This window comes from Mesorhizobium sp. Arg314 (genome assembly GCF_053714275.1).
In genome coordinates, this window is the sequence record NZ_JBSKBP010000037.1 from 14199 (window position 1) to 40052 (window position 25854).

Genomic DNA, 25854 nt, shown 5'->3' on the forward strand with positions numbered 1-25854 from the left:
CTCCCGGCATATTTTTGAGGTGGTCCGGCTTATCCGCCTCAGCCGGAGAAAAATCAAACAAAATTGCATCACGGATCAATGAGCGTTAGTAATGGATCATGAACGTCCAGCGCCGCCTTTTGCCGAACACGGCCGCCCTTGCCGCCTTCGAGGCGGTGGCGCGACTTGGCTCCTTCACCGCGGCCGCGCGCGAGCTCAATCTGACTCAGGGCGCCATCAGCCGACAGATCGGGCTTTTGGAAGAGCAGTTCGGGCGCCGGCTGCTCGAGCGCGACAGCCGCAATGTCCGTTTGTCGGCCGCAGGCGAGATCTATGCCGAAGCGGTGCGTTCGGCGCTTGGCCAGCTGCGCGATGCCGCGCTCGGATTGATGAGCAATCGGCATGGTGGTGTTCTCAACCTTGCCATCCTGCCGACCTTCGGCACGCGCTGGCTGATGCCGCTGATCCCCGATTTCGTCGCCCGGCATCCGGACATCACCATCAACTTCGCCACCCGCATCGGCCGGTTCGACTTTGCCCGCGAACGGCTGGACGCTGCAATCCATCACGGCATGCCCGACTGGCCGGAGGCCGACTGCACGCTCTTGATGCGCGAGACCGTGATGCCGGTGGCCTCCCCCGAATTCCTGGCCACCCGCGACATCGTCACGGCGGCCGACATCAGCCGCCTGCCGCTGCTGCATATGGCGACGCGCCCCGGCGCCTGGAGCGAATGGTTCGAGCATCAGGGGTTCGAGGCGCCGACCGGTCCCGGCATGCAGTTCGAGCAGTTCGGCACGGTCGCGCAGGCCTGCATGGCGGGGCTCGGCGTGGCGCTGCTGCCGGAAATCCTGATTGCCGGAGAATTGCAGCGCGGCCAGCTGGTGCCCGCGCCCGGTCAACCGATGCAGAGCCGCAGCGCCTATTATCTGGTCGTGCCGCACGACAAGCAAGGCCACCCGCCGGTCGCCAGCTTTCGCGGCTGGCTGCTGGATCAGGTTGAGAAGGAGCCGGCTTTCCTGGCGTGGTAACTACTTGCGCTTCATGCCTCCGCGAGCGCCGCACCGAACGCGTTTGGGTCGGTTCCGGCTGTCGTTGCGTCTCGACGTTCAGCTACAGCAGTTCCTGCCACCGCCGCGCGCCGTGAACGACGCGCACGATCTCGACCCCGGCTTCGATCTGGCGATAGAGGATAAGGTAATTTCCTATGGGAAACGTGCGTAAGTCTGCTCGCACCTCCGGCCGGGCAATGCCCATTCCCGGCATTTCGGCGATGCGCTGACAATGGGTGAGCATCTCGCCATACCAGCGCAACGCCGCCGACGGACTATCTTCGGCGATGTAGAGGGCAATGGCCTCGATATCCGCCTCCGCTTCCGGTCGTAAACGGAGCGTCATTTATGACTTGCGTTCAGCGATTTTCGCATCGAGCTTATTCTTGATCCGGGCGAAAGCCTGGTCACCGTCGACCGCGTTGCCGCTTGCCATGCCTTCATCCCACAGACGGCCCAACTCGTGGATAGCCTTATCACGCTGTGTCCGGCGAAATTTCCAGTCGCGCAATGCCTCGCGCATGACTTCGCTTGCCGAGGCGTATTCGCCCGCGGCGACGACCTCCCGCATCATGTTTGCCATTTCGGGGGTGAGGGCAACGCTCACTTTCTCTACATTTGCCATACGTATATGGTAGGCATCTTTACTACCGATTGCAAGGAACGGAACGCTTCACCCTCACCAGCTATTTCCGCTTCATCGCCTCAGCGAGCGCCGCACCGAACGCGCCCTGCGCCGGCTTTTCCGGCTGGCGCTGCAGCGCAGGCGAGCGCGGCGCGGGCTTGCCGCCGCCGCTGTCACGCTGCCCGCCGCGAGGCGCACCACCCTCGCCGCCATCCTTGCGCATCGACAGCCCGATGCGCTTGCGCTTGATATCGACATCGACGACCCGCACCTTCACCACGTCGCCCGCCTTCACCACCTCATGCGCATCCTTGATGAAGCGGTCGGCCAGCTGCGACACATGCACCAGCCCGTCCTGGTGCACGCCGATATCGACGAAAGCGCCGAAGGCGGCGACATTGGTGACGGTGCCTTCGAGCAGCATGCCCGGCTTCAGGTCCTTGATGTCGTCGATACCATCGGCAAAGGTCGCGGTCTTGAAGCCGGGGCGCGGGTCGCGTCCGGGCTTCTCAAGCTCGGCGATGATGTCGCGCACCGTCGGCAGGCCGAAACGCTCGTCGACGAACACCCGCGGGTCGAGCGCCTTGAGCGCGACGCTGTCGCCCATCAGCGAACGCACGTCGCGCCCGCAGGCCGCGACTATTCTTTTCGCTACGCCATAGGCTTCCGGGTGAACCGAGGAAGCATCGAGCGGCTCCGTCCCGTTCGGAATGCGCAGGAAGCCGGCGCACTGCTCGAACGCGCGCGGCCCGAGCCGGGATACATTGAGCAGATCGCGGCGGGTCGCGAAGGCTCCGCCGGCATCGCGATGCGCGACGATCGCGTCCGCAAGCGATGGGCCAAGGCCGGAAACCCGCGCCAGCAGCGGCGCTGAAGCGGTGTTGAGGTCGACGCCGACGGCATTGACCGCATCCTCTACCACCGCCTCCAGCGAGCGGCCCAGCCGGTACTGGTCGACGTCATGCTGGTATTGGCCGACACCGATCGACTTCGGCTCGATCTTGACCAGCTCGGCCAGCGGATCCTGCAGGCGCCTGGCGATCGAGACCGCGCCGCGCAACGAGACATCGAGGCCCGGGAACTCCGCCGCTGCCGTGGCCGACGCGGAATAAACCGAGGCGCCCGCCTCGCTGACGATCACCTTGAGCGGCTTCGGACCTGAACCCACGGGCATATCGGACAGCATGTCCGCCACCAGCTTCTCGGTCTCGCGGCTGCCGGTGCCGTTGCCGATCGAGATCAGCTCGACCTTGTGCTGGCGGATGAGGGCGGCAAGTTCGGCCTGCGTGCCGCGCACGTCGTTTTTCGGCGGGAACGGATAGACGGTCGTCGTCGCCACCAGCTTGCCGGTGCCGTCGACCACCGCCACCTTGACGCCGGTGCGGATGCCGGGATCGAGCCCCATGGTCGGCCGCGAGCCGGCGGGTGCGGCAAGCAAAAGGTCCTTCAGGTTGCGGGCGAAGACATGGATCGCTTCCTCCTCGGCCCGCTCGCGCAGGTCGCGCATCAAATCGAGCGTCAGATGCAGGGACAGTTTTATGCGCCAGGTCCAGCCGGCAACCTCCATCAGCCAGCGGTCGCCTGCCAGGCTGGCGCCGATCGCGTAGGCGTTGGCGATCATGCGCTCGACCGGTTTCACCTGCGAGGCGTCGTCCGCGTCGACCTCGATGTCGAGCGACAGCACCTCTTCATTGCGGCCGCGCAGCATGGCCAAGGCACGGTGGCTTGGCACATTCGCCCATCGCTCGACATGGTCGAAATAGTCGGAGAACTTCGCGCCCGCCTCCTGCTTGCCGTCGACGACCCTGGCGCGCAGCAAGGCGCGTTCCTTCATATAGGCGCGCAGCTTGCCGACAAGGTCGGCATTCTCGGCGAACTGCTCCGACAGGATGTCGCGCGCGCCTTCAAGCGCCGCCTTGGCGTCGGCCACCTCTTCGGTGACATAGGCGAGCGCAAGCTCCGCCGGCACCGCCGACCGGTCGGCGAGGATCCCCTCCGCCAGCGGCCCGAGCCCACGCTCCCTGGCGATCTCGGCCTTGGTGCGCCGCTTCGGCTTATAGGGCAGGTAGATGTCTTCGAGCTCGGCCTTGGTGCTCGCCGCGGCGATCTTGCCCTCAAGCTCCTCGGTCAGCTTGCCCTGTTCGCGGATGGAACCGAGGATCGTCTCGCGGCGCGCATCGAGCTCGCGCAGATAGACAAGCCGCTCGGAAAGGTCGCGCAATTGCGTGTCGTCGAGGCCGCCGGTGACCTCCTTGCGGTAGCGCGCCACGAACGGAACGGTCGCGCCCTCGTCCAGCAGCCCGATTGCCGCCGCGGCCTGCTCGGGCCGCGCGCCGATCTCGGCCGCGATGATTGCTGCGATGCGCTTGATGTCCGATGCCATGCCGATCCCTGTCGAAAAGAGCGGCGACCATAAGCCGGGAAGATCGCTTCGCCAACCGCGCCGGTTTCACCCGACAGCGCAGGTCCACAGAAAACAGCCGTGAGAACAAACCGCCAATCGGCTCAAACCATCCGGCTCAGCGCCTCCAGGAAAGCCACGATGTCATCGTCCAGCTTCTCGTCCACCGGCTCCGGCTGCGACGACATTTTCGCGATCACCACTTCCGCCTGCGGGTTGACGTAAAGCCACTGGCCGTGGATGCCGATGCCGCAGAAGGCGTCGCTGTCGTGGCCGGTCTGGTACCATTTGTTGCGGTAGCGCCCCTTCGGGAACAGGAACACCATAGTGCCGCGCTGCCAGGCCTCATGGCTGCCGCCGGTGGCGACCGTGTCGCGCACCCAGGCTTCCGGCACGATGCGGCGGCCATTGGCCATGCCGCCCTGCCGCATCATCTCGCCGATGCGGGCAAGATCGCGCGGCGTCATCGACATGCCGCCGGCCGTGCGGGCGGTGCCTTCCATGTCGACCGTCACCGACATCTCGCTTACGGCACCGAGCGGCAGCCACAGTTTCTCGCTGAGCAATTCGCTGACGCGCTTGCCGGAGGCCCGCTCGACCAGGATGCCGAGCATGTCCGAATTGGGCGAGCGGTAGCGATAGGTCTGGCCATGCGGCTCGGCCAGGCGCTGGATGGTCATAAGGAACGCCGCGAGGCTCTCCGATCCGCCGCCGGGATTCCACAGCGTCGAGCGGCGGTAGCGGGCGAAGGCGCTTTCCGGATCGAGATAGGCTTCCTCGAAATCGAGGCTGACCGTCATGTCGAGCACGTTGCACACGCTCGCATCGCCATAGGCCGAGCCCTTGGCTTCGGGGATGTATTTTGTCACCGGTGCGTTGGGGTCGAACAGCCCCTCGCCTTCCAATATGCCGGCAAGGACCGCCGTCACCGACTTGCTGATCGAAAAGATGATGTGGCGGGCTCCGAACGGCATATGCGGCGCCGACCAGTCGCCGACCGGCTTGCCGGCCCTCAGGATCGCCAGCCCGTCCGTATGGGAACGCTTCAGAAAGCCCTCGACGGTTTCACTGCCGCCGGCAAGCGAGATCTTCTCCTCAAGCAATGCGCCCATGGATTTCGCCTGTTCCTCGCCGCCGGCTGCTGCGGCGACATGCGCGCTCGGCACCAGTTCGCCGACATTTTGGAAAGACCATCGGTTGAACGGCGCCAGCCGCCAGTTGTCGAGCCGCACATCCTTGCGGGCAAAGCCGTATTTGGTCTCGAACGCGGTCTTGCCGGTCACGCTATTCTCCCGGTTTGTCTTTTCAGGCCAGCGCGGCGGCGATGGCATGCACCGCCTCCTGCGTCGCCACCGAATAGGCGGAGTTGAGGAAATCCGGATAGGTCGAAAGCTTCACCACGACCATCCTGTGTTCCCAGCTCATGTGGATCATTTGCCCGAACACGCCGCGGCACATCAGCGAACGTGAGCGCGAATCCTCGATCCAGAACTGGTTACGGTAGCTGCCGTCCGGAAGGCTCGGGTTGAAATTCGGCCCGTGCTTGCCGCTACGCGTCGCCTCGATCCACTCAGCCGGGATCACGCCGCCGCCATTGTCGAGGATCAATTGCCCGAAGCGGCCATAGTCGCGCAGCGTCGCGTTGAAGCCGCCATCGGCCAGCGCATAGCCGGCGCTGTCGACGGTGAAGCAAGCGCTCTCGTCGGCGCCGAGCTTTTGCCATAGCTCTTCCGAGACAAGCTGCGCGAGGCGCTTGCCGCTTACCCGTTCCATGATGAAGGCGAGCACGTCGGTCTCGATCGAGCGATATTCGAAGGCCTCGCCATGCGGGCGCACCCTGTCCTTCAGCCGCAGGATCAGCTCGAACAAATGCGAGGGCCACGGAAAATCCGGATAGCTGCCCGGCGGGATCGGCTTCCAGCCGGTCGCGACATCGACCTGGCCGATCTCGGAATAGCGGTCGGTATATTCTTCGGAAAAGCGTACGCCCGTCGTCATGTCGAGCACGTGCTGCACGGTGGCGCCGGCCCAGCCGGTCTCGCCGAGCTCCGGCAGATAGTCGGTTACCAGCTTGCCCGGATCGATCAGGCCGCGCCCGACCAGTATGCCGCACACCGAACCGGTGACCGACTTCGCCATCGACTGCGACAGATGCAGCGTGCGCTGGTCCATGCCGTTGAAATAGCGCTCATAGGCAACCTTGCCGTTCTTCAGCACCAGGAAGCCGTCGGCATAGGTTTCGTCGAGCAAGCCGGCGAGCGTCGTTGGCGCTCCGTTGCTGTCGACCACCGGCAGGTCGTCGAGATCGACCTCCTCGCGCTCGAGGCGATGGCGATGGCCGCTGCCGCGCCACACCTCGACCGTCGGCAGGAATTCGCGGATGTGCTGGAAGGCCCAGCGGTTCCAGGGTGGCCGGTCCCAATCGAGCTTCGGCGGCACCAGCTTCGGCGGCGAGCCCTGCATGATCGGCGGCCGCGGATCGGAGTTGCGGTAAGACGACGTCATGGTCCCTCCCTGAACACAAGAAAGGGAGGCCGGAGCCTCCCCCTCCTTTCATGCGCTGCGCAAAATTATTTGCGCAGGTTGGTCCAGATCTTGTTGTAGATCTCCACCACGTCAGGCGGGCACGGCGCCACGAATTCCGGCGTCGGCGAGCCGGCTGGAGGGCTGATTTCCGGCGAGTTGGCGAACTCCGTTGGCAGGAATTTGTGGCTGCCGGCGATGCCGTTGTCATAGCCGGCGAACTCCGAGATCAGCGCCGCGTTCTCGGGCGCCATGACGAAGTCCTGGAACAGCTTGGCGTTGTCGAGGTTCTTGGCGCCCTTCAGCACCGCGACATTGTCCATCCAGCCTTCGATGCCTTCCTTCGGATAGGCATATTTGATCGCCGGTATCTTCTGCCGCGAGCGGTAGCTGGCGCCGTTCCATTGCTCCGACACGATGACGTCGCCGGAGGTGATCTTGGTGATGGTGTCGTAGCTGAAGGTCTTCCACGACGGCTTGGCGGCCATGAGGATATCGTTGACCTTCTTCAGATTGGCCTTGTCGGCGCCGCAGCGCGGCACGCCGGCATAGCGCTCGGCGGCATGCATGACGCTGTTGACGTCGTCGAGCACATTGATCTGGCCCTTGATCTCGTCCGGCGGGTTGAACAGGATCGCCAGCGTGTCGATGTCGCCCTTGAACTTGTCCGTGTTGACCGAGAACGCCGTCGTGCCGAACTGCCAGGGCGCGGTGTAGTGCCGGCCGGAGTCCCAATAGACGTCGACGAAGCGCGGATCGATGTTCTTGCCGTTCGGCATCGCGTTGGGCTCGGTCTTTTCGAGCAGGCCCTCCTCGACCATGATCTTCACGGTATAGTCGGACGGCACCACGATGTCGTAGCCGGAATTGCCGGCGCGCACCTTGGACAGCATGGTTTCGTTGGAATCGTAGTCGTCCAGCGTCACCTTGACGTTGTACTGCTTCTCGAATTTTTCGATCAGCTTGGGGTTGGTGTAATCGCCCCAGTTGTAGATGTGCAGTTCGCCGTCGGCGAGCGCCGGCACTGCCCATAACAGAACGGCCGCGGAAACGGCCGCCATCAGTTTTCTAGACATTTTATGTTCTCCTTGCCTTCCCATTGTTTGTCTTGGAGCTCTCGGGTCATTTTGCGCGCCGCCGCGCAATCAGGAACGAGACCGAGACGAACAGGATCGACACCAGCAGCAGGATTGTGGAGATGGCGTTGATCTCAGGCGTCATCGGCCGCCGGATCTGGTTCCAGATATAGAGGGGCAGCGTCGTCTGGCCGGGACCGGCGACGAGCTGCGTGATGGTGAAATCGTCGAAGGAGACGATGAAGGCCAGTGCGCCGCCGGACATGATGCCGGGTACCAAGAGCGGCAGCGTTATGCGCTTGAAGGCGTTCCACGGCGTCGCATAGAGATCGGCCGCCGCATATTCCAGCGTCAGGTCCATGTCCTCGAGCCGCGCCCTGATCGGCATATAGGCGAAGGGGATGCAGAACACGGTGTGGGCGAGGATCAGATTGCCGATGCCGAAATTCAGTCCGAGCGTGCCGGCGATCAGCGCGAAGAAGGAGAGCGTCGCCACCGCCGTGATGATCTCAGGCACCATCAGCGGCAGGTTGATGACCATGAAGGCCGCGGCAAGCCCGCGCCATGGCTTCACCCGGGTCATGCCGATCGCCGCCAGCGTCGCGCAGATGGTCGAAACGATCGTCGCGGTCACCGAGATGATCAGCGTGTTCTTCGCGGCGCTGTGGAACTCCTCGTTGAGCAGCGCGCTGCCATACCAGCCGAGCGTGACGCCTTCCCAATGCGTGACCAGCGAGCCGCTGTTCAGCGAGAAGATCATCAGGATCAGCACCGGCACATAGAGCACCAGCAGGCAGATGATGGCGATCGAGCGGAAGCCCGGCTGGTCCTTGATGTCCATGATGCGGGGCTCAGCCATGCTGCATCTTCCCCGACGTGTTGCGGACGTAGAAGTAGAGCGCCACCAGCACCGCCGCCATCAGGATCAGCGCCTGCGCGCAGCCGAGCGGCCAGTTGCGTCCCGATCCGAATTGCTGCGCGATGAGATCGCCGATCATCAGGTGCACGCCGCCGCCCAGGATCAGCGGCGTCACATAGGCGCCGAGCGCCGGGATGAAGACGAGCAGGCAGCCGGCGATGATGCCGGGCTTGGACAGCGGGATGATCACGCGCCACAACACCTGCCGGCGCGTCGCATAGAGATCGTAAGCCGCTTCGATCAGCCGGAAGTCGAGTTTCTCCAGGCTCGAATAGAGCGGCAGCACCATGAACGGCAGGAAGGCGTAGAGCAGGCCGAGCTGGATGGCGAAATTGGTGTAGAGCATGGTGATCGGCTTATCGATCACGCCGAGCGCCAGGAGCGCGTTGTTGATCAGGCCCTCGTCGCGGATGATGAACATGATCGCCAGTGTGCGGACCAGAAGGTTCGACCAGAAGGGGATGGTGATCAGGAGCACCCACCAGTTGCGCTGCGCCGGCGGTCGCGTCGCCATGAAATAGGCGGTCGGAAAGCCGAGCAGCAGGCAGATCACCGTCGTCACCACCGCGAACAGGAAGGAGCGCAGGTAGATGATCAGGAAGTCCGGCGTGAACTGCAGCGTGTCGTCGAAGATATCGCGCTGGAAGAGGAAATTCAGATAGGCGTCGGTCGAGAACTGCCACTGCACGCCGCCATAGGGCGCGGCGACGAGGAACGAGTAGACGCAGATGATGATCAGCGGCAGCACGCCGAAAATGCCGATGATGATCAGCGCCGGTACCGACAGCAGCCGGTTGCGCCGTGCGCCGGCTTTCACCGCCTGGGCCTCGAACAACGCGGCCTTGGAGATCGTGGTTGGGGAGAGCGTGGCTGTCGTCATCAGTCTTTCAGGACGCGCGCGGCGTCCTCCTCGAACTGGATGCCGACCTTGGCGCCGGTCTCGTAGGTCACCGCGCTCGAACGGCTGTTCTGATGGCGCACGATGAAATCCTCACCGCCGCCGTCGAGCTTGACGTGATAATGCGTGTCGGTGCCGAAATAGACGATATTGGAAAGTGTCCCGGCGATCGTGCCCTTGGCGGGATCGGGCACCAGATCGGCATGCTCGGGACGTACCACCAGCGTCACCTCGCCGGTCGGGTCGAAGCCTTCCGGATAGCCCGCTGAGATTGTCGCATTGCTGGCGAACTTGACCGTGGCCACTCCGGCCTTTTTCGACACCACCGTGCCAGGCAGGAAATTCGTCTCGCCGATGAAGTCGGCGACGAAACGTTCGGCCGGCCGGTCGTAGATGTCGCGCGGCGTGCCGACCTGCAGGATCTTGCCGGCCGACATCACCGCGATGCGGTCGGACATCGTCAGCGCTTCTTCCTGGTCGTGGGTGACGAAGATGAAGGTGATGCCGGTTTCGTTCTGCAGCCGCTTCAGTTCGATCTGCATTTCCTTGCGCAGCTTGTAGTCCAGCGCCGACAACGGTTCATCGAGCAGAAGCACCTTCGGCTGCGGCGCCAGCGCGCGGGCCAGCGCCACGCGCTGCTGCTGGCCGCCCGAAATCTGGCTGGTGCGGCGTGCCTTCTGCACCTCCATCTTGACCAGCTTCAGCATCTGGGCGACGCGCGCTTCGATCTCCGCTTTCGGCTTGTCGAGCATCTCGAGCCCGAAGCCGATATTCTGCGCCACCGTCATATGCGGGAACAGCGCGTAGCTCTGGAAAACCGTGTTGACCGGGCGTTTGTAGGGTGGCAGCGGCGCGATATCCTGGCCGTGCAGCAGGATCTCGCCGGCGGTCGGGAAATCGAAGCCGGCAATCAGTCTCAGCAGCGTCGTCTTTCCGCATCCCGACGGGCCGAGCAGCGTGAAAAACTCGTTCTCGCGGATCGACACCGACACCGTGTCGAGAGCGGCGACCTGGTTTTCACCGGTTCCAAATACTTTTCTTACACCACGAACTTCGATCGCGTTCTTACCCGGTTGTTCCGGCACGATTACCCCATTGAGAAAGCCTGCTCTTGTCGGCAGGTGCGTTCCTGTTTGATTGTCACCATAAGCCGGGCGGCTTGGCAACTGCGCAGCAGTGACTCGATCCGAGCCCCTATTCAATTAAGCAATTCCTATGCCATCGTTAGGCTTGATAGGTGACCTTCCCCCCGCAGATGGTGGTCGCCGGACGCACGGTGTGCAACGCTTCCGGCGCCGTCGCCTCGATATCAGCCGACAAAACGACGATATCAGCCAGATACCCGGCTTTCAGGCGACCCTTGCGATGTTCCATGAACTCCGCATAAGCGCCCTCGACCGTGTAGCCCTCTATTGCTTCCTGCAACGAGAAGCTCTGGTCCGGCATGCCTTCTGCCCAAGGTCTGCGCATCACTGCCGCCTGGATGGACAGGATCGGATCGACCGGCGAAACCGGCCAGTCGGATGCGAACACCACGCGCGCGCCGGCATCTTTCAGCGTGCGCCAGGCATAGCTCAGCGGCCACTTGTCGCGACCGATGCGCGAGATCGTCGGCTCCATCGGAAAGTTCAGCGCGCCCGGCGGATGCGCCGGCTGCATCGAGGCGAGCACGCCGAGCTCGGCGAAGCGCGGCACGTCGGAGGCCGTCGTCACCTCGATATGCTCGATGCGATGCCGGCTGTCGCGCCTGCCGTTCTTCTTGAGCGCAGCCTGGTAGCCGTCGAGCACCGCCCGCACCGCGCCGTCACCGATCGAATGCACGGCGATCTGCAGGCCACGCCTGTCGGCCTCGACCGCCACTTCGGCGAAATGTTCCGGCGAAAACAGCGGTTCGCCGCGCCATCCGGGCCGGTCGGCATAGTCGTCGACCATCACCGCCGTCCAGGAATCCAGCACGCCGTCATAGAAGACCTTGACCATGCCGGACGAAAGCCATTCGGAATTGTAGGTCGCGGCCATGCGCGAGGCCTTTTCCAGCATGTCCAGCTTCATGAAATTCTTGAAGTGGAACGGGATCTTGGTGCGGCACAAAAGCCGCCCCTCCTTTTCCAGCCCGGCCAGCAGCTCGAGCTGGTAGAGGTTGCCGTCCATGTTCTGGATGGAGGTGATGCCGTGCTTGGCGCACCATTGCAGGCCGCGATGCATGAGGTCGCGATCGGCCGCCAATTCCTTCGCCGAAGGATAGGGATCCGGCTCGGCGCCCTCCAGGCCAAGCCGCGTCCGGTTCGCCCCGTAGTGGTCGAGGACCGGCCCGAAGGCTTCGCCTTCGCGCAGCTCGCCGGCGGCAAGCCCATCCGCGCCCATGACGATCTCATTGCCCTGTCCGACCTGCCTGCCATGAAGCAGCCCGGCCTCTTCCAGCGCCTTGGTGTTCGCCCACATCGTGTGGTGGTCGGAAGCCGACATGGCGAAGGGACGGTCGGGAATGATGCGGTCGAGATCGTGGCGCGTCACCGGCTCCGGCAGGATGGCGTAGTCGACGCCGGCTCCGATCAGAAGCGTGGCGTCCGGGCGCTTCGCCGCGAAATCCTGGATCGCGTCGCGCAGCGCGTCGAAGCCATGCACGCCCGCCAGATGCAGATTGTCGAGCTCGGCCGCACCGCCGAACAGATGCATATGCGCCTCGACGAAGCCCGGCAGGACGGAGCCGCCCTGGGCGTCGACAACCTTTGTCGCCGGTCCCTTGAGCTCTTCGATGGAAGCGCGGTTGCCAATTGCAATGATGACGCCGTCTTTGACGGCAACAGCCTCAGCGGCGGGATTGTCATCGTCCACGGTCAGCACTCGGCCGTTGACGACCACCAGATCCGCACCACCATCCGCAACCGACATCGCGACTCCACATTTTGCCGAGGGACCGACAGCGGCCAGGTCCAACGAGCTGCCGCTCCACCGGGGCGACGCCGTGTGACAAAAGCCGATGCCGATGCGCCGTCTTCGAAATTCCCCTTGTTATCGTTGAAGACAGCGTGGATAAAGAATGCGACTGATTATTCGCGTTTGTCAACATGCCGAATTTAGAATGTATTGTGGACAGCACCGCGCGCCTATGGTGAGGCCGAGCGGGGAACGGGGGCAGCAAGCAGTGAAGCGCAGTCTCGACCGCAAGACCAGGATAGCGCTCGAACCGCGCAAGCAGCCGCGGCAGAAACGGTCAAGCAAGGTGGTCGACAGGATTCTCGACGCGGCGCTGATCCTGACGCGAGAGCAAGGAACCAAGACCCCGACGACGCTCGCCATCGCGCAGCGCGCGGGCCTATCAGTCGGTTCGGTCTACCAATATTTCCCCAACAAGGAAGCCATCCTTCTCGAACTCGGCAGGCGCTGGCTGTCGTCCTTTCCCGAGGTGATCGCCAAGCGCATCAAAGTCGCCTCACCCACCAACCGCGAAGAGTTTCGCCGCGAAGTGCGCAAGCTCTTTATCGACACGTCCCGGATCTATCTCGACAACGCGACCCTGATGCCGGTGATCGAGGCGATCTCCGGCAACGCCGACCTGAGGCCGATCCAGGACGAATACGACAAGGACATCATCGCCCTCTACGCCGCCTGGCTGCAGCATGTGAACCCGGCCCTTGAGGAAAAGACCGCCAAGCGGCTGGGCCTTGTGATGATGGAGGTCGGGCACGCCTGCAGGCTTGTCGGATTAAAGCGGGATCGCAAGACATTCGACCTCATCGAGGACGATGTGGAAGCCATGTGGCTCGCTCTGGTGACCCCCTATCTCAATCTCGACTGATTTTTGCACCTCCAACCGATTTTCGCACTTCCAGGGGAATTTCGATGAAAACTGTCTACTCGCCGCTTCATGCCGGCCATTCAGGCCAGATGGAACTGGTCACGTCGGCGATCGTGCCGGGTTTCGAGAAGCCGTCGCGGGCCGAATTCATCAAGGCGCGGGTGGAGGGCGAGAAGCTCGGGCCGATCATCGGACCGGTCGAGCACGACCTCGCCGCAGCCAAACGCGTGCATGAGGCCCACTACATCGATTTCCTGCCGACAGTGTGGCCGGAATGGGTCGCCGCCGGTTTCAAGGGATCGGCCATGGGCTTCACCTGGCCGACGCGCGGCCTGCGCGGCGACGTGCCGCCGAAGCGCGTCGATGCCTTGCTCGGCTACTATTCCTTCGATGCCGGCGCCACCTTCGTCGAGGGCACCTGGGCGGCGATCAAATCCTCCTATGACGTGGCGCTGTCCGCCGCCGCCCTGGTCAAGGGCGGCGAGCGCACCGCCTTCGCGCTTTGCCGCCCGCCCGGCCACCATGCCGGCGCGGCTTTCATGGGCGGCTATTGCTTCATCAACAACGCTGCCGTCGTCGCGCAATGGTTCCGCGACCAGGGCGCCAAACGCGTCTCGATCCTCGATGTCGACTATCATCATGGCAATGGCACGCAGGAGATCTTCTACCGCCGCGGCGACGTCCAAGTGCTCAACCTGCACGGCGATCCGATGGTCGAGTATCCCTTCTTCCTCGGCCATGCCGACGAGCGCGGCGAAGGCGAAGGCCAAGGCTTCAACGTCAATTACCCGATGCCCTTCGGCACCGACTGGGACGGCTGGAGCGCATCGCTGGAGGACGCCTGCGCCAGGCTTGCGGCCTATGCCCCCGATGTGGTCATCGTCTCGCTCGGCGTCGACACCTTCGAGAAAGACCCGATCAGCCAGTTCAAGCTGAAGAGCGAGGATTACCCGAAGATCGGCCGCCGCATCGCCAAGCTCGGCCTGTCTACGCTGTTCGTGATGGAAGGCGGCTACGCGGTGGAAGAGATCGGCATCAACGCCGTCGGCGTGCTGACGGGTTTCGAGGATCACTAATGCATGTCGCCCAGCAGCGGTTCTGGGACAACGACATGCATCAAACAAAGACGTAAAGCGCGCCGCCTGAACCCGGTTCAGCGCGACGCGCTTTAGAGCAATTCCAGAAAGAGTGCGCAGCGGTTAGGCTCGGCGCCTTCGCCGCAGCCTTCCGTCCGGAATTGCGTAAAAACAAAGACTTAGAGCAGGTCAGCGATTCTATCAAACGCTGAGCTGCTCTAAGCCGCATCCGATCGAGGGACATACGCCCTCGGATGCAACCGGGGGCGTATTTTTTGCGACCCCGCCGGGAAATCATCGGCCCAATTCGACTTTGAAATCAACACCAAGTAACGCGAAGACTGGCCGCTGAGTCGCAATACGAGTCCATCAGATTCGATTTTGTCAAATCGCGTTTGATGTCGGATTCATCTGCGGGTAGATTAGACCCGAATCAGCCGGTCCATGGGGGGCGCGGCGACCACCCAAAGTCTCAAGTCCCGGCGCCAGGCCGGCACCAGACGCGGACGGTTTCGCGTTCCCTAGAGGGATTCGGCGCGGTTGGGCGCCGTTCGCGCCTTTGAGTGTGTCTTCGTAAACGTGACGCGTTTCGGGTCCGGCCGTTGGCTTCGCCAGCACCGGGCACAAGGATCGATTCCGGCAAGAATCCAAGAATTAAAATGAGCAGTCCCGCCGCGCTTCTCCAACCCGATGCTTCAGGCTCGCGCCTGACGTCGCGCGGCGATCTCACCAGTTTCTTCATGCAGCTCGCAGCCGATATCGGCGCCGACAGCTACATGCTGGTCGCCATCGTGCATGACCAGGACCGCAACGATGCGCGCATCGTCTCCTCGAACTGGATCTTCGACGGCATAGAGCTGATCGGCAAAAGGCTGATCGCCAACCTGGCGCTGGGCCCCTTGACCGTGGCGCCGGGCACACGCCCAAGGCCGTTGGTGGCCGCGCACGCGCCTGACGCCGGCGCGTTGCTGACAGGGGAAGAGGCCCGCCTGCTCGACGTGCTTGGCCACGCCGAAATCTATTCGTTGCGGCTCAATGTCGGCCGGCAGCGCCTGTTCGTGCTGTTCTCGGCCGCCGAGGCGGGAAAGATCGACCTGACCGCCCTGATGAAGGCGCAGCTCAAATGCTGCTATGCGCTTTCCAGCATTCCGCAGCTGATCGCGGCCGCGTCCATGCAGGATCCGCTGTCGGACCGCGAGCGCGAATGCCTGTTCTGGGTTTCGGAAGGCAAGACCACCGATGAGGTGGCGCTCATCCTCGGCGTCTCGTCGAACACCGTCAACAGCTACATCACGCACGCCATCCAGAAGTTCGCGGCCAGCAACCGCGCGATGGCGATCGCGACGGCGATCAGGAGCGGCATCATTTGAAGCATGCACAGGTCAGAGAGGCGGCCGCCGCCCTTTTCAACGATCAGCGCAACCCGTTCGGCGCGTTCTCTCTCGGCTCCGAGACCCACCACGCGGTTACCATTCCGGATGCCGTGCGCCGCTGCCGCTGGATCGCCGTCGACATCAACGCCTCGGCCTTCGGGCTATTTTTCGTCAGCCCGTCCGCGGAACGCGCGCGACTCGTGGCGTGTTTCGATTCCGATTATCCCGGCACGGCGGTCGCGACCAAATTCATCTCTGGCGCCAATGGCGAGGATATGGTGCGCCACAGCCGCATCTCGACGGCGCCGCGCTGGTGGGCGGACGACGGCGCGGCCGGCTCGCGGCAGATTTTTCAATCGCTCGCCTGGGCCGAGCCAACGGCGCCGCTGGCGCCGGGCACCAACGGCATCGCCTTCCCCGTGCATGCCGATCGCGGTCAATGCGGGCTGGTCGTCTTTCTGGGCTCGGAGATCGCGTTGTCCGACGACGCGCTTTGCGAGATCCACGCCCGCTCCTTCGCACTCTTCGCGGCGGTCGCCCGCATCCGGCCCGGCGACACCGGCAGGACGCGCTCGATCTCCAAGCGCGAACTCGAATGCCTGAAGCTGACCGCCAACGGCAACACCAGCGAAGAGATCGCCAAGCTCCTCAAGCTCTCGGTGCACACCGCCAACCAGTACCTCACCCAGTCGACGCAGAAGCTCAACGCGGTCAACCGCAACCAGGCGGTCGCCAAGGCGTTGCGGCTCGGCCTGATCGAATGACCTTGCTGGAGCAACTCCAGGAAAAGTGCGTAGCGGTTTTCCGTTCGGAATTGCGTCAAAGCAGAGAGATGGAGCGGGTTCGCCGTTTCCGTGAAACGGTGAAACGCTCCGGAGCAACTCCAGGAACGGCTCTAAGCGCGCGGCGTTTTGAATGTGCGGCAGCGAGGTTCGGGCCGACTGCAATCAAAAGGCCAGCGGCTCGGTTCTGCGGATGTGTGCCTCTTCGATCGCGTCCTCGAGCAAGGCAGTGTTGTGCTCGGGCGTCTCGCCAGGCTTCTCGAACGACACGTAGTTGACCACCACGGAAGCCTCGTGCTCGGTCAGCGTCAGCTGGAAATACACCGTCACGCCGCGCGGCCGGAGCTCGAGATCGAGCACGATGCGCGGGCTGCCGCCCCAGTCGACATGCGCCTCGCCGCCATGGCCAAGCCGCAGCGTGCTCGGCCGGAAGTAGAGCTCGGCGGCCGAATCCACCAGGTCCGACAGGCAGGCGAAATGCTCAAGCCGGATGAAGGCGATATAGTCGGCAACGTCGATGAGCCTCAATTCGCCCACCACAGGCTCGATGGCGCTGGCGACGATGAGCTCGCGGGAATTGGCGTGTGGTTGCCGGTCCATGGATTAGCGGCGTCCGTTCATTGGGTTGCTTTGCGCGCAGCCTTCTTCGAGTAGACGATCCGCACCAACTCGGCGACCGCCTGGTAGAATTGCGACGGGATCACGCTATCAACCGAAACTTGCTTGTACATGGAGCGCGCAAGCGCCACGTCCTCGAAGATCGGGATGTTGTTCTCCCTGGCGATCTCGCGGATCTTGAGCGCGACCAGATCCTGTCCCTTGGCCAGCACGATCGGAGCGGAATCCTCCTCGCGCACATATTTCAGCGCGATCGAATAGTGCGTCGGGTTGGCGATCACCAGCGTCGCGCGCGGCACCGCCGTCATCATGCGCTTGCGCGCCCGGTCGCGCGCCAGCGAGCGCAGCCGCGACTTGACGATCGGATCGCCTTCCGACTGCTTCATCTCGTCCTTGACTTCCTGCTTGGTCATGCGCAGGTCGCGTCGCCAGTGGAAACGCGACCAGACGATGTCGACCACCGCGATCAGTCCCATGACGAAGACGATCGCCACCAAAATGTCGACGAAGATGCCGCGGATGACCAGGCCGAACGAGACCGGGTTGGTGATCATGCCGGCGAGCAGCTTGCGGTGATCTTCCGACAGCGTGAAGCTCAACACAGCGATTGCGAAGCCGAGTTTGGCAAGCGACTTCAGGAATTCGACCCACCCCTGCACGCCGAACATCCGGCTCCAGCCCTTGGCGATCGAGATGCGCGACAGCTGCGGCCTGATCCGTTCACCGACGATTTGCGGCATGTTCTGGAAAATCGAGGCGCCGATGCCGGCAACCGTCAAAAGCACCAGCAGGCTGACGACGGCGCGACCGATCTCGGTCATCACCTGCTTGTAGAGCGAGATGACGTCGGTCTCGGTGTCCATCGGCCAGGCTTCCGGCTTTTCCAGGAACGTCGACAGGAACATGCCGAGATCGACAACCGCGTCCTTGGCGTAGAAGACGGCGAAAACCAGTATGGCGAGGAAGGACGCAAAGATCGCGGTCTCACGCGAATAGGGCAGCTTGCCCTGTTCGATCGTGTCGCGGATCTTCTTTTCTGTGGCTTCCTCTGTTTTGGAATCCTTGTCGACTGCATCCGCCATGGCGCTCTGACCGGTTAGTTATCGTCAAGCGGCTTCGGCGGCGGCCGCCTGCGTCGAAGGCAGCTCGAAAGCCCCTTCGCGCGACAGCCGGATGGCGGCGACCGATATGCTCTTGCGGGCCGCCATGATGTCGGCAAGCGCAATGCCTTCCGATCCTTGTCCGAGTTCGGATTCGATCATGCGGCGAGAGCGCGCGCCGATTGCCGACAGCGCCGATTCGGCAAGTTCCGGCGCCGCGCCGCGCAGCGCCAGCGTGACGAGTTCGGTCGACAGCCCGTCGAACAGCAGAACCCGGGCTTTCTGCGGCAGCAGAGGCAGGTCGTCGAAGGCGAACAGCCGCGACCTGACGCCGGCGAGATCGGGCGTTCCGGCTTGTTCCAGGTCCTGCATGAGGTCGTCCAGTTCCGGCTTCGCCATTTCGTTGAGCATGCTGGCGACGCGTTCCTGGCCGGCCGAGGTGTCCCTGCTGGCCTTCTGCGACAGCACACTTACGCGCAGCTGGTTCTCGACGATCCGGGATGCCGCATCCGGGATGTTGGCCATCGTCACCATGCGCTTGATGATCTGGCTGCGCATCGGCTTTTCCATGGTGAGGAGCACATTGGCGGCTGTCTGCGGCGCGAGCTTCGAAAGCACCATGGCCGACGTCTGTGGATGCTCGCCGGAAAGGAAGGCGCCAAGCCGTGCCGGTTCGAGCTTTTCGAGGTCCGGCCATATCGGCGCGGGTCCTTCCGGGACCGGTTCGAACTTCTTGTCGCCCATGATGGCGCTCATCTCCTCGGGCGACAGCGATTCGTTCAGGATCGTATCCATCCGGTCGGCTGAATCGAGCAGGCCCGCGCCCTCGGTGAACTCGGCTTCGAACTCGGCGACGATGCGCTCCAGGTCGGCCTGCGGAATGGTGCGCAGCAGACGCGCGCCCTCGATCAGCGCCTTCAGTTCATCCTGCTTGAAGAATTTGAGCAGCCGGCTGGCCGCGGGCTTGCCCATGGCCACCAGTATGGCTGCCGCCTTTTGCGGACGTGTGAGCGCCAATGCCGTCGTCATGCGTGTAGCCCTCGCTGCCGATTGGTCCGTCCGCCGACCATTCTCAGGCGCTTTTCGTCGCGGCGATGATCTCGGTGAGCCTGATCCCGAAGCGCGTCGGATCGCTTTCCAGCACAGTGATCTCGCCGCGCGCGATCTTGCGGCCGTTGACCACGACGTCGACGGGCTCGCCGATGCGGCGGTTGAGCGCGACCGTGGAACCCTTCTGCAGCGCCATCAACTCCGAGACCGGCATCTCCGTGCTGCCAAGGATGATCTGCACGTCGACCGGAATGGTCATGATGATCGAGGAATTGGCGCCCGACTGAAGGGCATCGGGGCGATTTTCCTCTTCCCGCAGCACGCCGCGCAGTTCCTCTATGGCGCGGTCGAGCTGTTCGTCGGGCTGATCGGGTTCGGCTTCCACCTTGGTCTTTGCCATCTGTCGTCTCCATAAATCCCGGACCTGGCGTCAGCCCGGCATCAGTCCGTCGATGAAATCCTGCCCGGCGTCATGCGGATGGCTGATGCGGACGGTGTAGTTCTGTCCCAACTTGCCGAACTCGCAGACAAACAATGTTTTGTCGCGGGTGCTGAGCCTGGCGTTGAGCTGCGCGTTCTCCTCGAATTCGATCACCTGGCCGGGCTCGAACGCCGCGAGGTCGCCGAGCGTCATCCTGGCGAGCGGCATCGTCGCTTCGAGCGGGACGGTCGAGCGCATCACCTCTTTGGAGAAGCGGGCCCGCCAGTCGAACTCCGTGGCCTTCCCATCCTCGCCCGCGGTGGCCTCGCCGCCGCGCGAGGTAAGCAGCAGGCGCTGCGGGATCATCACCGTGAGCGTGCCGCTGTCGGACGGCGTCGACAGGCCATAGACGATGCGCACGGCGGCGCCGTCGCGCAGCACGCGCCGCCTCGCCTCGTTGCCGGACATCGCCTTCGGCACCGGCAGGCGCAGATCGAGCGAGCGTTTGCCGGAGCCGTTGAGCGCCGTCGCGACCTCCTGGAAGACGGTGGTCGCGACATCGGCCTCGATCTGCGACAGGTCGCGCTCGATCGGCGCGACCGGCTGGTCGGGATCGCCGCCGAACAGCGCGCTCACTGTGACGGCGACCGCTTGCGCATCCATCACCAGCGTCATGGCGTCGGCCGAGGCCGGCGAAGGAATGATGCTCAGCGCGAAGGCGTCGCCGGCGCGCGAGCGCGCCTCGGGAACGCGGCTGACTTCCACGACTTGCAGATCGACCGTCACCGGCGCGCCGAGCTCGCCTGCGAGCGCCTTCTGCAGCAGCGGCAACGCGCGCTCGGCCATGCCGCGCCCGACGCCGATCACCTGCGCGGCCTCGCCGCTGTCGCCGACGAGGCGCTCGATGATCAAGGCCCGCGTTTCTGACGGACTGGCCGGGCTGGTCATGACGGCAAGCGGCCCTGTCTGAGAAGGAGCATGCTCAGGCCGCCTTCTTCTCGGCGCCGCCAGCGTTCATCGTGCTTTGCTCGACGGCATCGATCGTCGGGCGTTCATAGGACGAGATGGTCTTGCGGCCGAACTCGATCGCCACTTGCGGCAGGGCGCCGTTCATATACGCAAGCAGCGTCTGCTTGACGATGATGTAGAGGCGGTTCTTCTTCTCGCGCACCGTCTTGATCTTGGTGGCGACCGGACCGACCACGGCATAGGACAGGAAGATGCCGAGGAAGGTTCCGACGAGCGCCGCGCCGATCAGCCCGCCGAGGATTTCCGGCGACTGGTCCAGCGCGCCCATCGCCTTCACCACGCCGAGCACGGCGGCGACAATGCCCAGCGCCGGCAGGCCGTCGCCGACCGCCACCATCGCGTGATAGGCCTTCAGCTTGTCGGTGCGGATCGTCTGGATCTCCTCATCCATCAGCGCCTCGATCTCGTGCGAGCGGGCATTGCCGATGATGATGATGCGGCAATAGTCGCAGATGAAATTCGTCAGATCGTGGTTCTTGAGCACGGTCGGGAAGGCCTGGAAGATGGCCGACTCTTCCGGGTTGTCGATATGCGCCTCGACCTCGCTGCGCGACTTCGAGCGCAGCTCGCGCATCAGGCTGTGCAGCACGCCCAACGTCTCGAGGTAGTCGCGCTCCTTCGGCACCGCCTGCTTGAACGCTTCGAGGATGCCCTTGCCGGTGTCCTTGACCGTCTTCATCGGATTGGCGACGAGGAAGGTGCCGAGCGCGGCGCCGCAGATGACCACCGCTTCCCATGGCTGCAGCAGCACATGCAGATGGCCGCCCATGGCCATGAAGCCGCCGAGAACGCAGCCGAGCGTCACCACAAGTCCGATCAGAATGCCCACGACAGGTCCTTCCGCATGTCAGTCGTGGATCAGGGATAGTCCCCGTGCCTTGTGTGAGGCTTGAATCGAAGGCAGCGGACGCGATTCAGCTTCGCGCAAGGAAGTGGCGTTATTGTGCCGGGATAGCTTCGGCCGGAGGCGTGTCCTTGCTCAATACCTACACCAGCTATCAGTTGATTGTTAAAGACATCAACAAGTCGATCGACCAGGTTGAAAAACAGCCGACGGTCGATCGGGATACCCAATATTATCTGGCCAACATCACGAAGGTGAAATCGATCGACGATTTCGTCAACAACGATCGGCTGTTCAAATATGCCATGAAGGCCTACGGCCTCGAGGACATGGACTATGCCAAGGCCTTCATGGTCAAGGCGCTCAAGGAAGGCGTTTCCGATCCACACAGTTTCGCCAACAAGCTGACCGACAAGCGTTACGCGCAGTTTGTCAGCGCCTTCAATTTCGCCGCCAACGGCGCCGATGCGACCGTGTATAACAAGGCGCAGCAGCTGGTGACGAAGAATTACGCCACGCAAGCGCAGATCGCAGGGCTCGATCCGAACTCGGACTATGTGAAGGGTGAGACGACCTATTACCTGGCAAACATCACCAAGGTGAAGTCCGTCGACGACCTGATGGGCAACAGCCGGCTCTACACCTATGCGCTGGCCGCGTTCGGGCTCGATTCCGCCACCGAAGATAAGGACCTGATCAAACAGGTCCTGCAAGGCGGCGTGCGCGACCCCAACAGTGTCGCCAACAAACAGACCGATCCGGCCTATGCCGCGCTGGCCTCCGCCTTCAACTTTCAACAATATGGCGAAAACGCCACCACCTATGTTCCAGCGCAGCAGCCGACCGTCGACAAATACATGCGCCAGACGCTGGAGGAAGACGCCGGCAAGACCAACGAGGGCGTGCGGCTGGCGCTTTATTTCCAGCGCAAGGCGCCCGACATCACCAGCTGGTACGACGTGCTCGCCGACACCGCGCTTGCCAGCGTGGTCCGCACCGCGCTCGGCCTGCCCGATTCCTTCGCCACCGCCGACATCGACAAGCAGGCGCAGTTGTTCGGGCAGAAGCTCGACATCTCGGATTTCACCGACCCCGAGAAGCTCGGCAAATTCCTGACCCGCTTCACCAGCATGTACGAGATCGACCACCCGACCTCGACGGCCGTGTCGTCGATCAGCGTGCTCTTCGCGAAACCGACCACCGTCGGCATCTCCACCGATCTGATGATGGCCATGCAGCAGTTGAAGTTCTGAGAAGATCATGCAGGACAGCCTTTACGTCGCCCTTTCCTCGCAGATCGCGCTCGAGCGCCGTCTCGACACCATCGCCGACAATGTCGCCAATGCCTCGACCATCGGCTTTCGCGCCACCGGCGTGAAGTTCGAGGACGTCGTCTCCGGCACCGGGCCCAAGTCGGTTTCCTTCGCCTCCTCCGGCAAGACCTATCTTTCCGGCGCGCATGGCGCGCTGACCGAAACCGGCAACCCGTTCGACTTCGCCGTCCAGGGCGACGCCTGGTTCGCCATCGATACGCCCGCCGGCACGGTGATGACGCGTGACGGCCGGTTCTCCATGAACGAGAACGGCGAACTGATGTCGATCGAAGGCCATCCGGTGCTGGACAGCGGCGGCGCGCCGATCCAGCTCGATCCGCGCAACGGCCCGCCCAAGGCAGGCGCCGACGGCTCGCTCAGGCAGAATGGCCAATTGGTCGGGGCCATCGGCCTCTACAACTTCGATCCCGGCGAGAATTTCGTCCGCTATGGCAATTCGGGCATCGTTCCCGCGCGCACGCCCGAACCTGTCACCGATCGCTCGGACGTCGGTATCGCGCAGGGATTTCTGGAAGAGTCGAACGTCAACCCGGTGCTGGAAATGACCCGGCTGATCCAGGTTCAGCGCGCTTTCGAGAACACCGCAGCGCTGATGCGGCAGACCGATTCCTCCACCGACGACGCGATCAAGACGCTCGGCTCGAAGTGACGGCATGACGATCGGCTCGTCCCTGTTGCGCGCCTCCGAGAGCCCGGCGGATACCGGGCGGACGGACAGGCTGGCCGCGCTCGAACGCGTCTTCCGGCGGTTCGACGATCCGCAGACGCTGCTTGCGCGCGGCGGCCGCGTCGCCGAGATTTCGCCGACGCATTACAAGGTCCGCGGCCTGTCCGGAATTGCCAGGCTGGGCGACATCGTCGAGCAGCGCGGCAAGGCCGGCGCGCGACGCGGCGAGATCGTCAAGATCGGCAGCGACGAAGTGGTGATCGCGCCCTTCGAACGCAGCGCCGATGCCGGCATTGGCGACGCCGTCTTTCGCCGGGGCCCGCTCGCGGTCACGCCGCACGTCTCCTGGCGCGGGCGCGCCATCGATGCCTTGGCCCGAGCCATTGATGGCGGCCCGCCACTGATCAGGCCGAATGCTGCCGACGTCACGCATGGCGCGACGCCAGGCGCCTTGTCGCGCCAGCGCGTCGGCACCGGCTTCCTGACCGGCGTAAGGGTGATCGACATCTTCACCCCGCTTTGCTTCGGCCAGCGGCTCGGTATCTTCGCCGGTTCCGGCGTCGGCAAGTCGACGCTGCTTGCCATGCTTGCCGGCGCCGAGGCCTTCGATACCGTGGTCGTGGCCCTGATCGGCGAGCGCGGCCGCGAGGTGCGCGAGTTCCTCGAGGATACGATCGGCGCCGAGAGCATGGCCAAGACCGTCGCTGTCGTCGCCACCAGCGACGAAAGCGCCATGATGCGCCGGCGCGCGCCCGACACCGCCATGTGCGTGGCCGAGCATTTTCGCGATCAGGGCCATCGTGTGCTCCTGGTGCTGGATTCCATCACCCGCTTTGCCCATGCGCTGCGTGAGGTTGCGACGGGAACCGGCGAGCCCCCGGTCGCGCGCGGCTATCCGGCCTCGGTCTTCACCGACCTGCCGAAGCTGCTCGAACGCGCCGGACCGGGCGCCGAAGGCCCCGGAGTCAAAGGTAGGGGCTCGATCACCGCCATCATCTCCGTGCTGGTCGACGGCGACGATCACAATGATCCAGTTGCCGACTCGGTGCGCGGCATTCTCGACGGCCATGTCGTGCTCGACCGCGCGCTTGCCGAGCAGGGCCGTTATCCGCCGGTCAATCCGCTGTCGTCGATCTCGCGCCTTGCCGACAAGGCCTGGAGCGCCGAGCAACGCATGCTGGTGACAAGGCTCAAATCGATGATCGCGCGCTTCGAGGATACGCGCGACATCCGTCTGCTGGGCGCTTACCAGAGCGGCGCCGACACCGAGCTCGATATCGCGGTGCGACAGGTGCCGCTGATTTACGAGGCGCTCACGCAATCGCCGCGGGACCGCGCATCGGCCGATCCGTTCGCCGACCTCGCCCGCCATCTCAAGGGGAAGCTCAATGGCGATCAAGGAGACTGAGCTCCAATACACCGAGCGCATGCTGCGCGACATGCTTGCCGAGGCCGAGGCAGCGGAGAGGGCTGAGGCCGACAAAGCAAGAATTGCCAGGGATAAGGCCGCGCGCGCCAAGACGGTGAAGGCAACAGCTCTTCTGAGCAGAGCCGACAAGCCGCATCCGCCGAGGAAATCCGCTGCCGCGATCGCCGATGTGGCACAGGTCAGCCGCGATTCGTTGATCGACGGGCTTTTTCCAAGCACCGAGTGGCCACAGCCGCCGAAAGCCCAGTTCCCGCGCCTGGTCGACAGAAGCGCGGACCGTCGCAGCGATCTTGTCATCGCCGCGCTCGGCATCACGCTCGGCCTGATCTGCGCATTGTTTCCCTGGTACATCTTCTTCAACCAGGAGCAGTTCGGCGTCCAGGCCATCAAGTTCGGCGGCAGCGGCAGCAATTCCGGACGCCAGGGCGGCGGCGTCGTAGCCGAACGCAGCGGAACGCTGACGGCCAGGGACGTTCCCAATACCGATATCGACCTGTTTGCCACCGGAACGGTGCAGGACGACCCCGCGCCCGCGCCCGATGACCAGCCTTTCCCGGCCGCCGCTTCGGAATTCAAGATGGTGCATGTCGCCAACGGCCGCGCCATGATCGAGGACGATACAGGTCTTTGGATCGTTCAGCGCGGCTCCGTCCTCCCGGATTCCAGCCGCGTCGCCTCCATCGAGCAGCGTGGCGGCAGGTGGGTGATCGTCACCAGCACCGACAAGGTGATCCAGCTCTCTAGGTAACGGCTAATGCATGTCGCCCAGAAGTGTGAAGCGGTTCTGGGATAACGACATGCATAAAAACAAAAACTTAAGGCGCGTCGCTTGAATCCGTTTCAGCGCGACGCGCTTTAG

The 25854-nt window shown here is 63.7% G+C and carries 25 protein-coding genes; 9 read left to right on the plus strand and 16 right to left on the minus strand.

All coding sequences use genetic code 11. The features are described 5' to 3' along the window. The first annotated feature begins 98 nt into the window (after positions 1 to 98). Complete coding sequence (locus ACWGS9_RS27365) at positions 99 to 1010, plus strand: LysR family transcriptional regulator (protein ID WP_454508178.1); 912 nt, start codon at positions 99 to 101, stop codon at positions 1008 to 1010. 82 nt (positions 1011 to 1092) lie between these two features. On the opposite strand, the gene ACWGS9_RS27370 is transcribed toward ACWGS9_RS27365, so the two are convergent. The 10 genes from ACWGS9_RS27370 to ACWGS9_RS27415 all read right to left on the minus strand — a co-directional run bounded on the left by ACWGS9_RS27370 (position 1093) and on the right by ACWGS9_RS27415 (position 12365). After that, positions 1093 to 1377: a type II toxin-antitoxin system RelE/ParE family toxin gene (locus ACWGS9_RS27370; RefSeq protein WP_454508179.1), complete on the minus strand. Its 285-nt coding sequence runs from the start codon at positions 1375 to 1377 to the stop codon at positions 1093 to 1095. Beyond that, entirely contained in the window at positions 1378 to 1656 is a 279-nt protein-coding gene (locus ACWGS9_RS27375; protein ID WP_454508180.1) for a type II toxin-antitoxin system ParD family antitoxin, read from the minus strand. 61 nt (positions 1657 to 1717) lie between these two features. Beyond that, positions 1718 to 4039, minus strand: a complete 2322-nt coding sequence (locus tag ACWGS9_RS27380; RefSeq protein ID WP_454508181.1) for a Tex family protein — start codon at positions 4037 to 4039, stop codon at positions 1718 to 1720. 122 nt (positions 4040 to 4161) lie between these two features. Further along, entirely contained in the window at positions 4162 to 5340 is a 1179-nt protein-coding gene (locus tag ACWGS9_RS27385; RefSeq protein ID WP_454508182.1) for a serine hydrolase domain-containing protein, read from the minus strand. A gap of 22 nt (positions 5341 to 5362) precedes the next feature. After that, the gene (locus ACWGS9_RS27390; RefSeq protein WP_454508183.1) at positions 5363 to 6562 is read right to left on the minus strand and encodes a serine hydrolase domain-containing protein; all 1200 of its coding nucleotides are present in this window, start codon (positions 6560 to 6562) and stop codon (positions 5363 to 5365) included. A gap of 65 nt (positions 6563 to 6627) precedes the next feature. Then, positions 6628 to 7656: an extracellular solute-binding protein gene (locus ACWGS9_RS27395; protein WP_454508184.1), complete on the minus strand. Its 1029-nt coding sequence runs from the start codon at positions 7654 to 7656 to the stop codon at positions 6628 to 6630. 46 nt (positions 7657 to 7702) lie between these two features. Further along, positions 7703 to 8515 (minus strand): ABC transporter permease, encoded by an 813-nt coding sequence (locus ACWGS9_RS27400; protein WP_320309785.1) that lies wholly within the window; start codon positions 8513 to 8515, stop codon positions 7703 to 7705. After that, entirely contained in the window at positions 8508 to 9455 is a 948-nt protein-coding gene (locus ACWGS9_RS27405) for an ABC transporter permease (protein WP_454508185.1), read from the minus strand. Before ACWGS9_RS27405 ends, ACWGS9_RS27400 begins: the two co-directional genes overlap by 8 nt. After that, on the minus strand, positions 9455 to 10558 hold the full coding sequence (locus ACWGS9_RS27410) for an ABC transporter ATP-binding protein (RefSeq protein WP_454508186.1): 1104 nt from the start codon (positions 10556 to 10558) through the stop codon (positions 9455 to 9457). The genes ACWGS9_RS27405 and ACWGS9_RS27410 overlap by 1 nt, the downstream gene beginning before the upstream one ends. 139 nt (positions 10559 to 10697) lie before the next feature. Next, positions 10698 to 12365, minus strand: a complete 1668-nt coding sequence (locus ACWGS9_RS27415; protein WP_454508187.1) for an amidohydrolase — start codon at positions 12363 to 12365, stop codon at positions 10698 to 10700. Positions 12366 to 12618: 253 nt separating this feature from the next. Here ACWGS9_RS27415 and ACWGS9_RS27420 point away from each other — a divergent pair, with 253 nt between their 5' ends. From ACWGS9_RS27420 to ACWGS9_RS27435, 4 genes are all read left to right on the plus strand, one after another. Beyond that, entirely contained in the window at positions 12619 to 13272 is a 654-nt protein-coding gene (locus ACWGS9_RS27420) for a TetR/AcrR family transcriptional regulator (protein WP_320212432.1), read from the plus strand. Between the two features lie 44 nt (positions 13273 to 13316). Continuing rightward, positions 13317 to 14348 carry a histone deacetylase family protein gene (locus ACWGS9_RS27425; protein WP_454508188.1) on the plus strand — a complete coding sequence of 344 codons (1032 nt, stop codon included), beginning with the start codon at positions 13317 to 13319 and terminating at the stop codon, positions 14346 to 14348. 659 nt (positions 14349 to 15007) lie between these two features. Beyond that, entirely contained in the window at positions 15008 to 15718 is a 711-nt protein-coding gene (locus tag ACWGS9_RS27430) for a helix-turn-helix transcriptional regulator (RefSeq protein ID WP_454508189.1), read from the plus strand. Further along, a complete protein-coding gene (locus ACWGS9_RS27435; protein ID WP_454508190.1) occupies positions 15715 to 16485 on the plus strand; it encodes a helix-turn-helix transcriptional regulator in 771 nt (256 codons plus the stop codon). Before ACWGS9_RS27430 ends, ACWGS9_RS27435 begins: the two co-directional genes overlap by 4 nt. A gap of 183 nt (positions 16486 to 16668) precedes the next feature. Here ACWGS9_RS27435 and ACWGS9_RS27440 read toward each other — a convergent pair whose 3' ends face one another. From ACWGS9_RS27440 to motA, 6 genes are read right to left on the minus strand one after another with little or no spacing between them, the layout of a single operon-like run. Beyond that, positions 16669 to 17103, minus strand: a complete 435-nt coding sequence (locus ACWGS9_RS27440) for a hypothetical protein (protein WP_454508191.1) — start codon at positions 17101 to 17103, stop codon at positions 16669 to 16671. A 17-nt stretch (positions 17104 to 17120) separates the two neighbouring features. Further along, entirely contained in the window at positions 17121 to 18203 is a 1083-nt protein-coding gene (flhB, locus tag ACWGS9_RS27445; protein ID WP_454508192.1) for a flagellar biosynthesis protein FlhB, read from the minus strand. A gap of 24 nt (positions 18204 to 18227) precedes the next feature. Continuing rightward, positions 18228 to 19250 carry a flagellar motor switch protein FliG gene (locus ACWGS9_RS27450; RefSeq protein ID WP_320212438.1) on the minus strand — a complete coding sequence of 341 codons (1023 nt, stop codon included), beginning with the start codon at positions 19248 to 19250 and terminating at the stop codon, positions 18228 to 18230. Between the two features lie 43 nt (positions 19251 to 19293). Further along, positions 19294 to 19671, minus strand: a complete 378-nt coding sequence (gene fliN, locus ACWGS9_RS27455; protein ID WP_454508193.1) for a flagellar motor switch protein FliN — start codon at positions 19669 to 19671, stop codon at positions 19294 to 19296. A 30-nt stretch (positions 19672 to 19701) separates the two neighbouring features. Continuing rightward, positions 19702 to 20640 (minus strand): FliM/FliN family flagellar motor switch protein, encoded by a 939-nt coding sequence (locus tag ACWGS9_RS27460; protein ID WP_454508194.1) that lies wholly within the window; start codon positions 20638 to 20640, stop codon positions 19702 to 19704. A 34-nt stretch (positions 20641 to 20674) separates the two neighbouring features. Continuing rightward, positions 20675 to 21550: a flagellar motor stator protein MotA gene (motA, locus tag ACWGS9_RS27465; protein WP_320309774.1), complete on the minus strand. Its 876-nt coding sequence runs from the start codon at positions 21548 to 21550 to the stop codon at positions 20675 to 20677. A 140-nt stretch (positions 21551 to 21690) separates the two neighbouring features. On the opposite strand from motA, the gene ACWGS9_RS27470 reads away from it, so the two are divergent. From ACWGS9_RS27470 to ACWGS9_RS27485, 4 genes are read left to right on the plus strand one after another with little or no spacing between them, the layout of a single operon-like run. Next, positions 21691 to 22818 carry a DUF1217 domain-containing protein gene (locus tag ACWGS9_RS27470; RefSeq protein ID WP_454508195.1) on the plus strand — a complete coding sequence of 376 codons (1128 nt, stop codon included), beginning with the start codon at positions 21691 to 21693 and terminating at the stop codon, positions 22816 to 22818. A gap of 7 nt (positions 22819 to 22825) precedes the next feature. After that, positions 22826 to 23548 (plus strand): flagellar basal-body rod protein FlgF, encoded by a 723-nt coding sequence (gene flgF, locus ACWGS9_RS27475; protein WP_454508196.1) that lies wholly within the window; start codon positions 22826 to 22828, stop codon positions 23546 to 23548. A 4-nt stretch (positions 23549 to 23552) separates the two neighbouring features. Next, positions 23553 to 24974, plus strand: coding sequence for a flagellar protein export ATPase FliI (gene fliI / locus ACWGS9_RS27480; protein WP_454508197.1), 1422 nt, complete (start codon positions 23553 to 23555; stop codon positions 24972 to 24974). After that, positions 24955 to 25743, plus strand: coding sequence for a hypothetical protein (locus ACWGS9_RS27485; protein WP_454508198.1), 789 nt, complete (start codon positions 24955 to 24957; stop codon positions 25741 to 25743). Before fliI ends, ACWGS9_RS27485 begins: the two co-directional genes overlap by 20 nt. Positions 25744 to 25854: the final 111 nt, after the last annotated feature.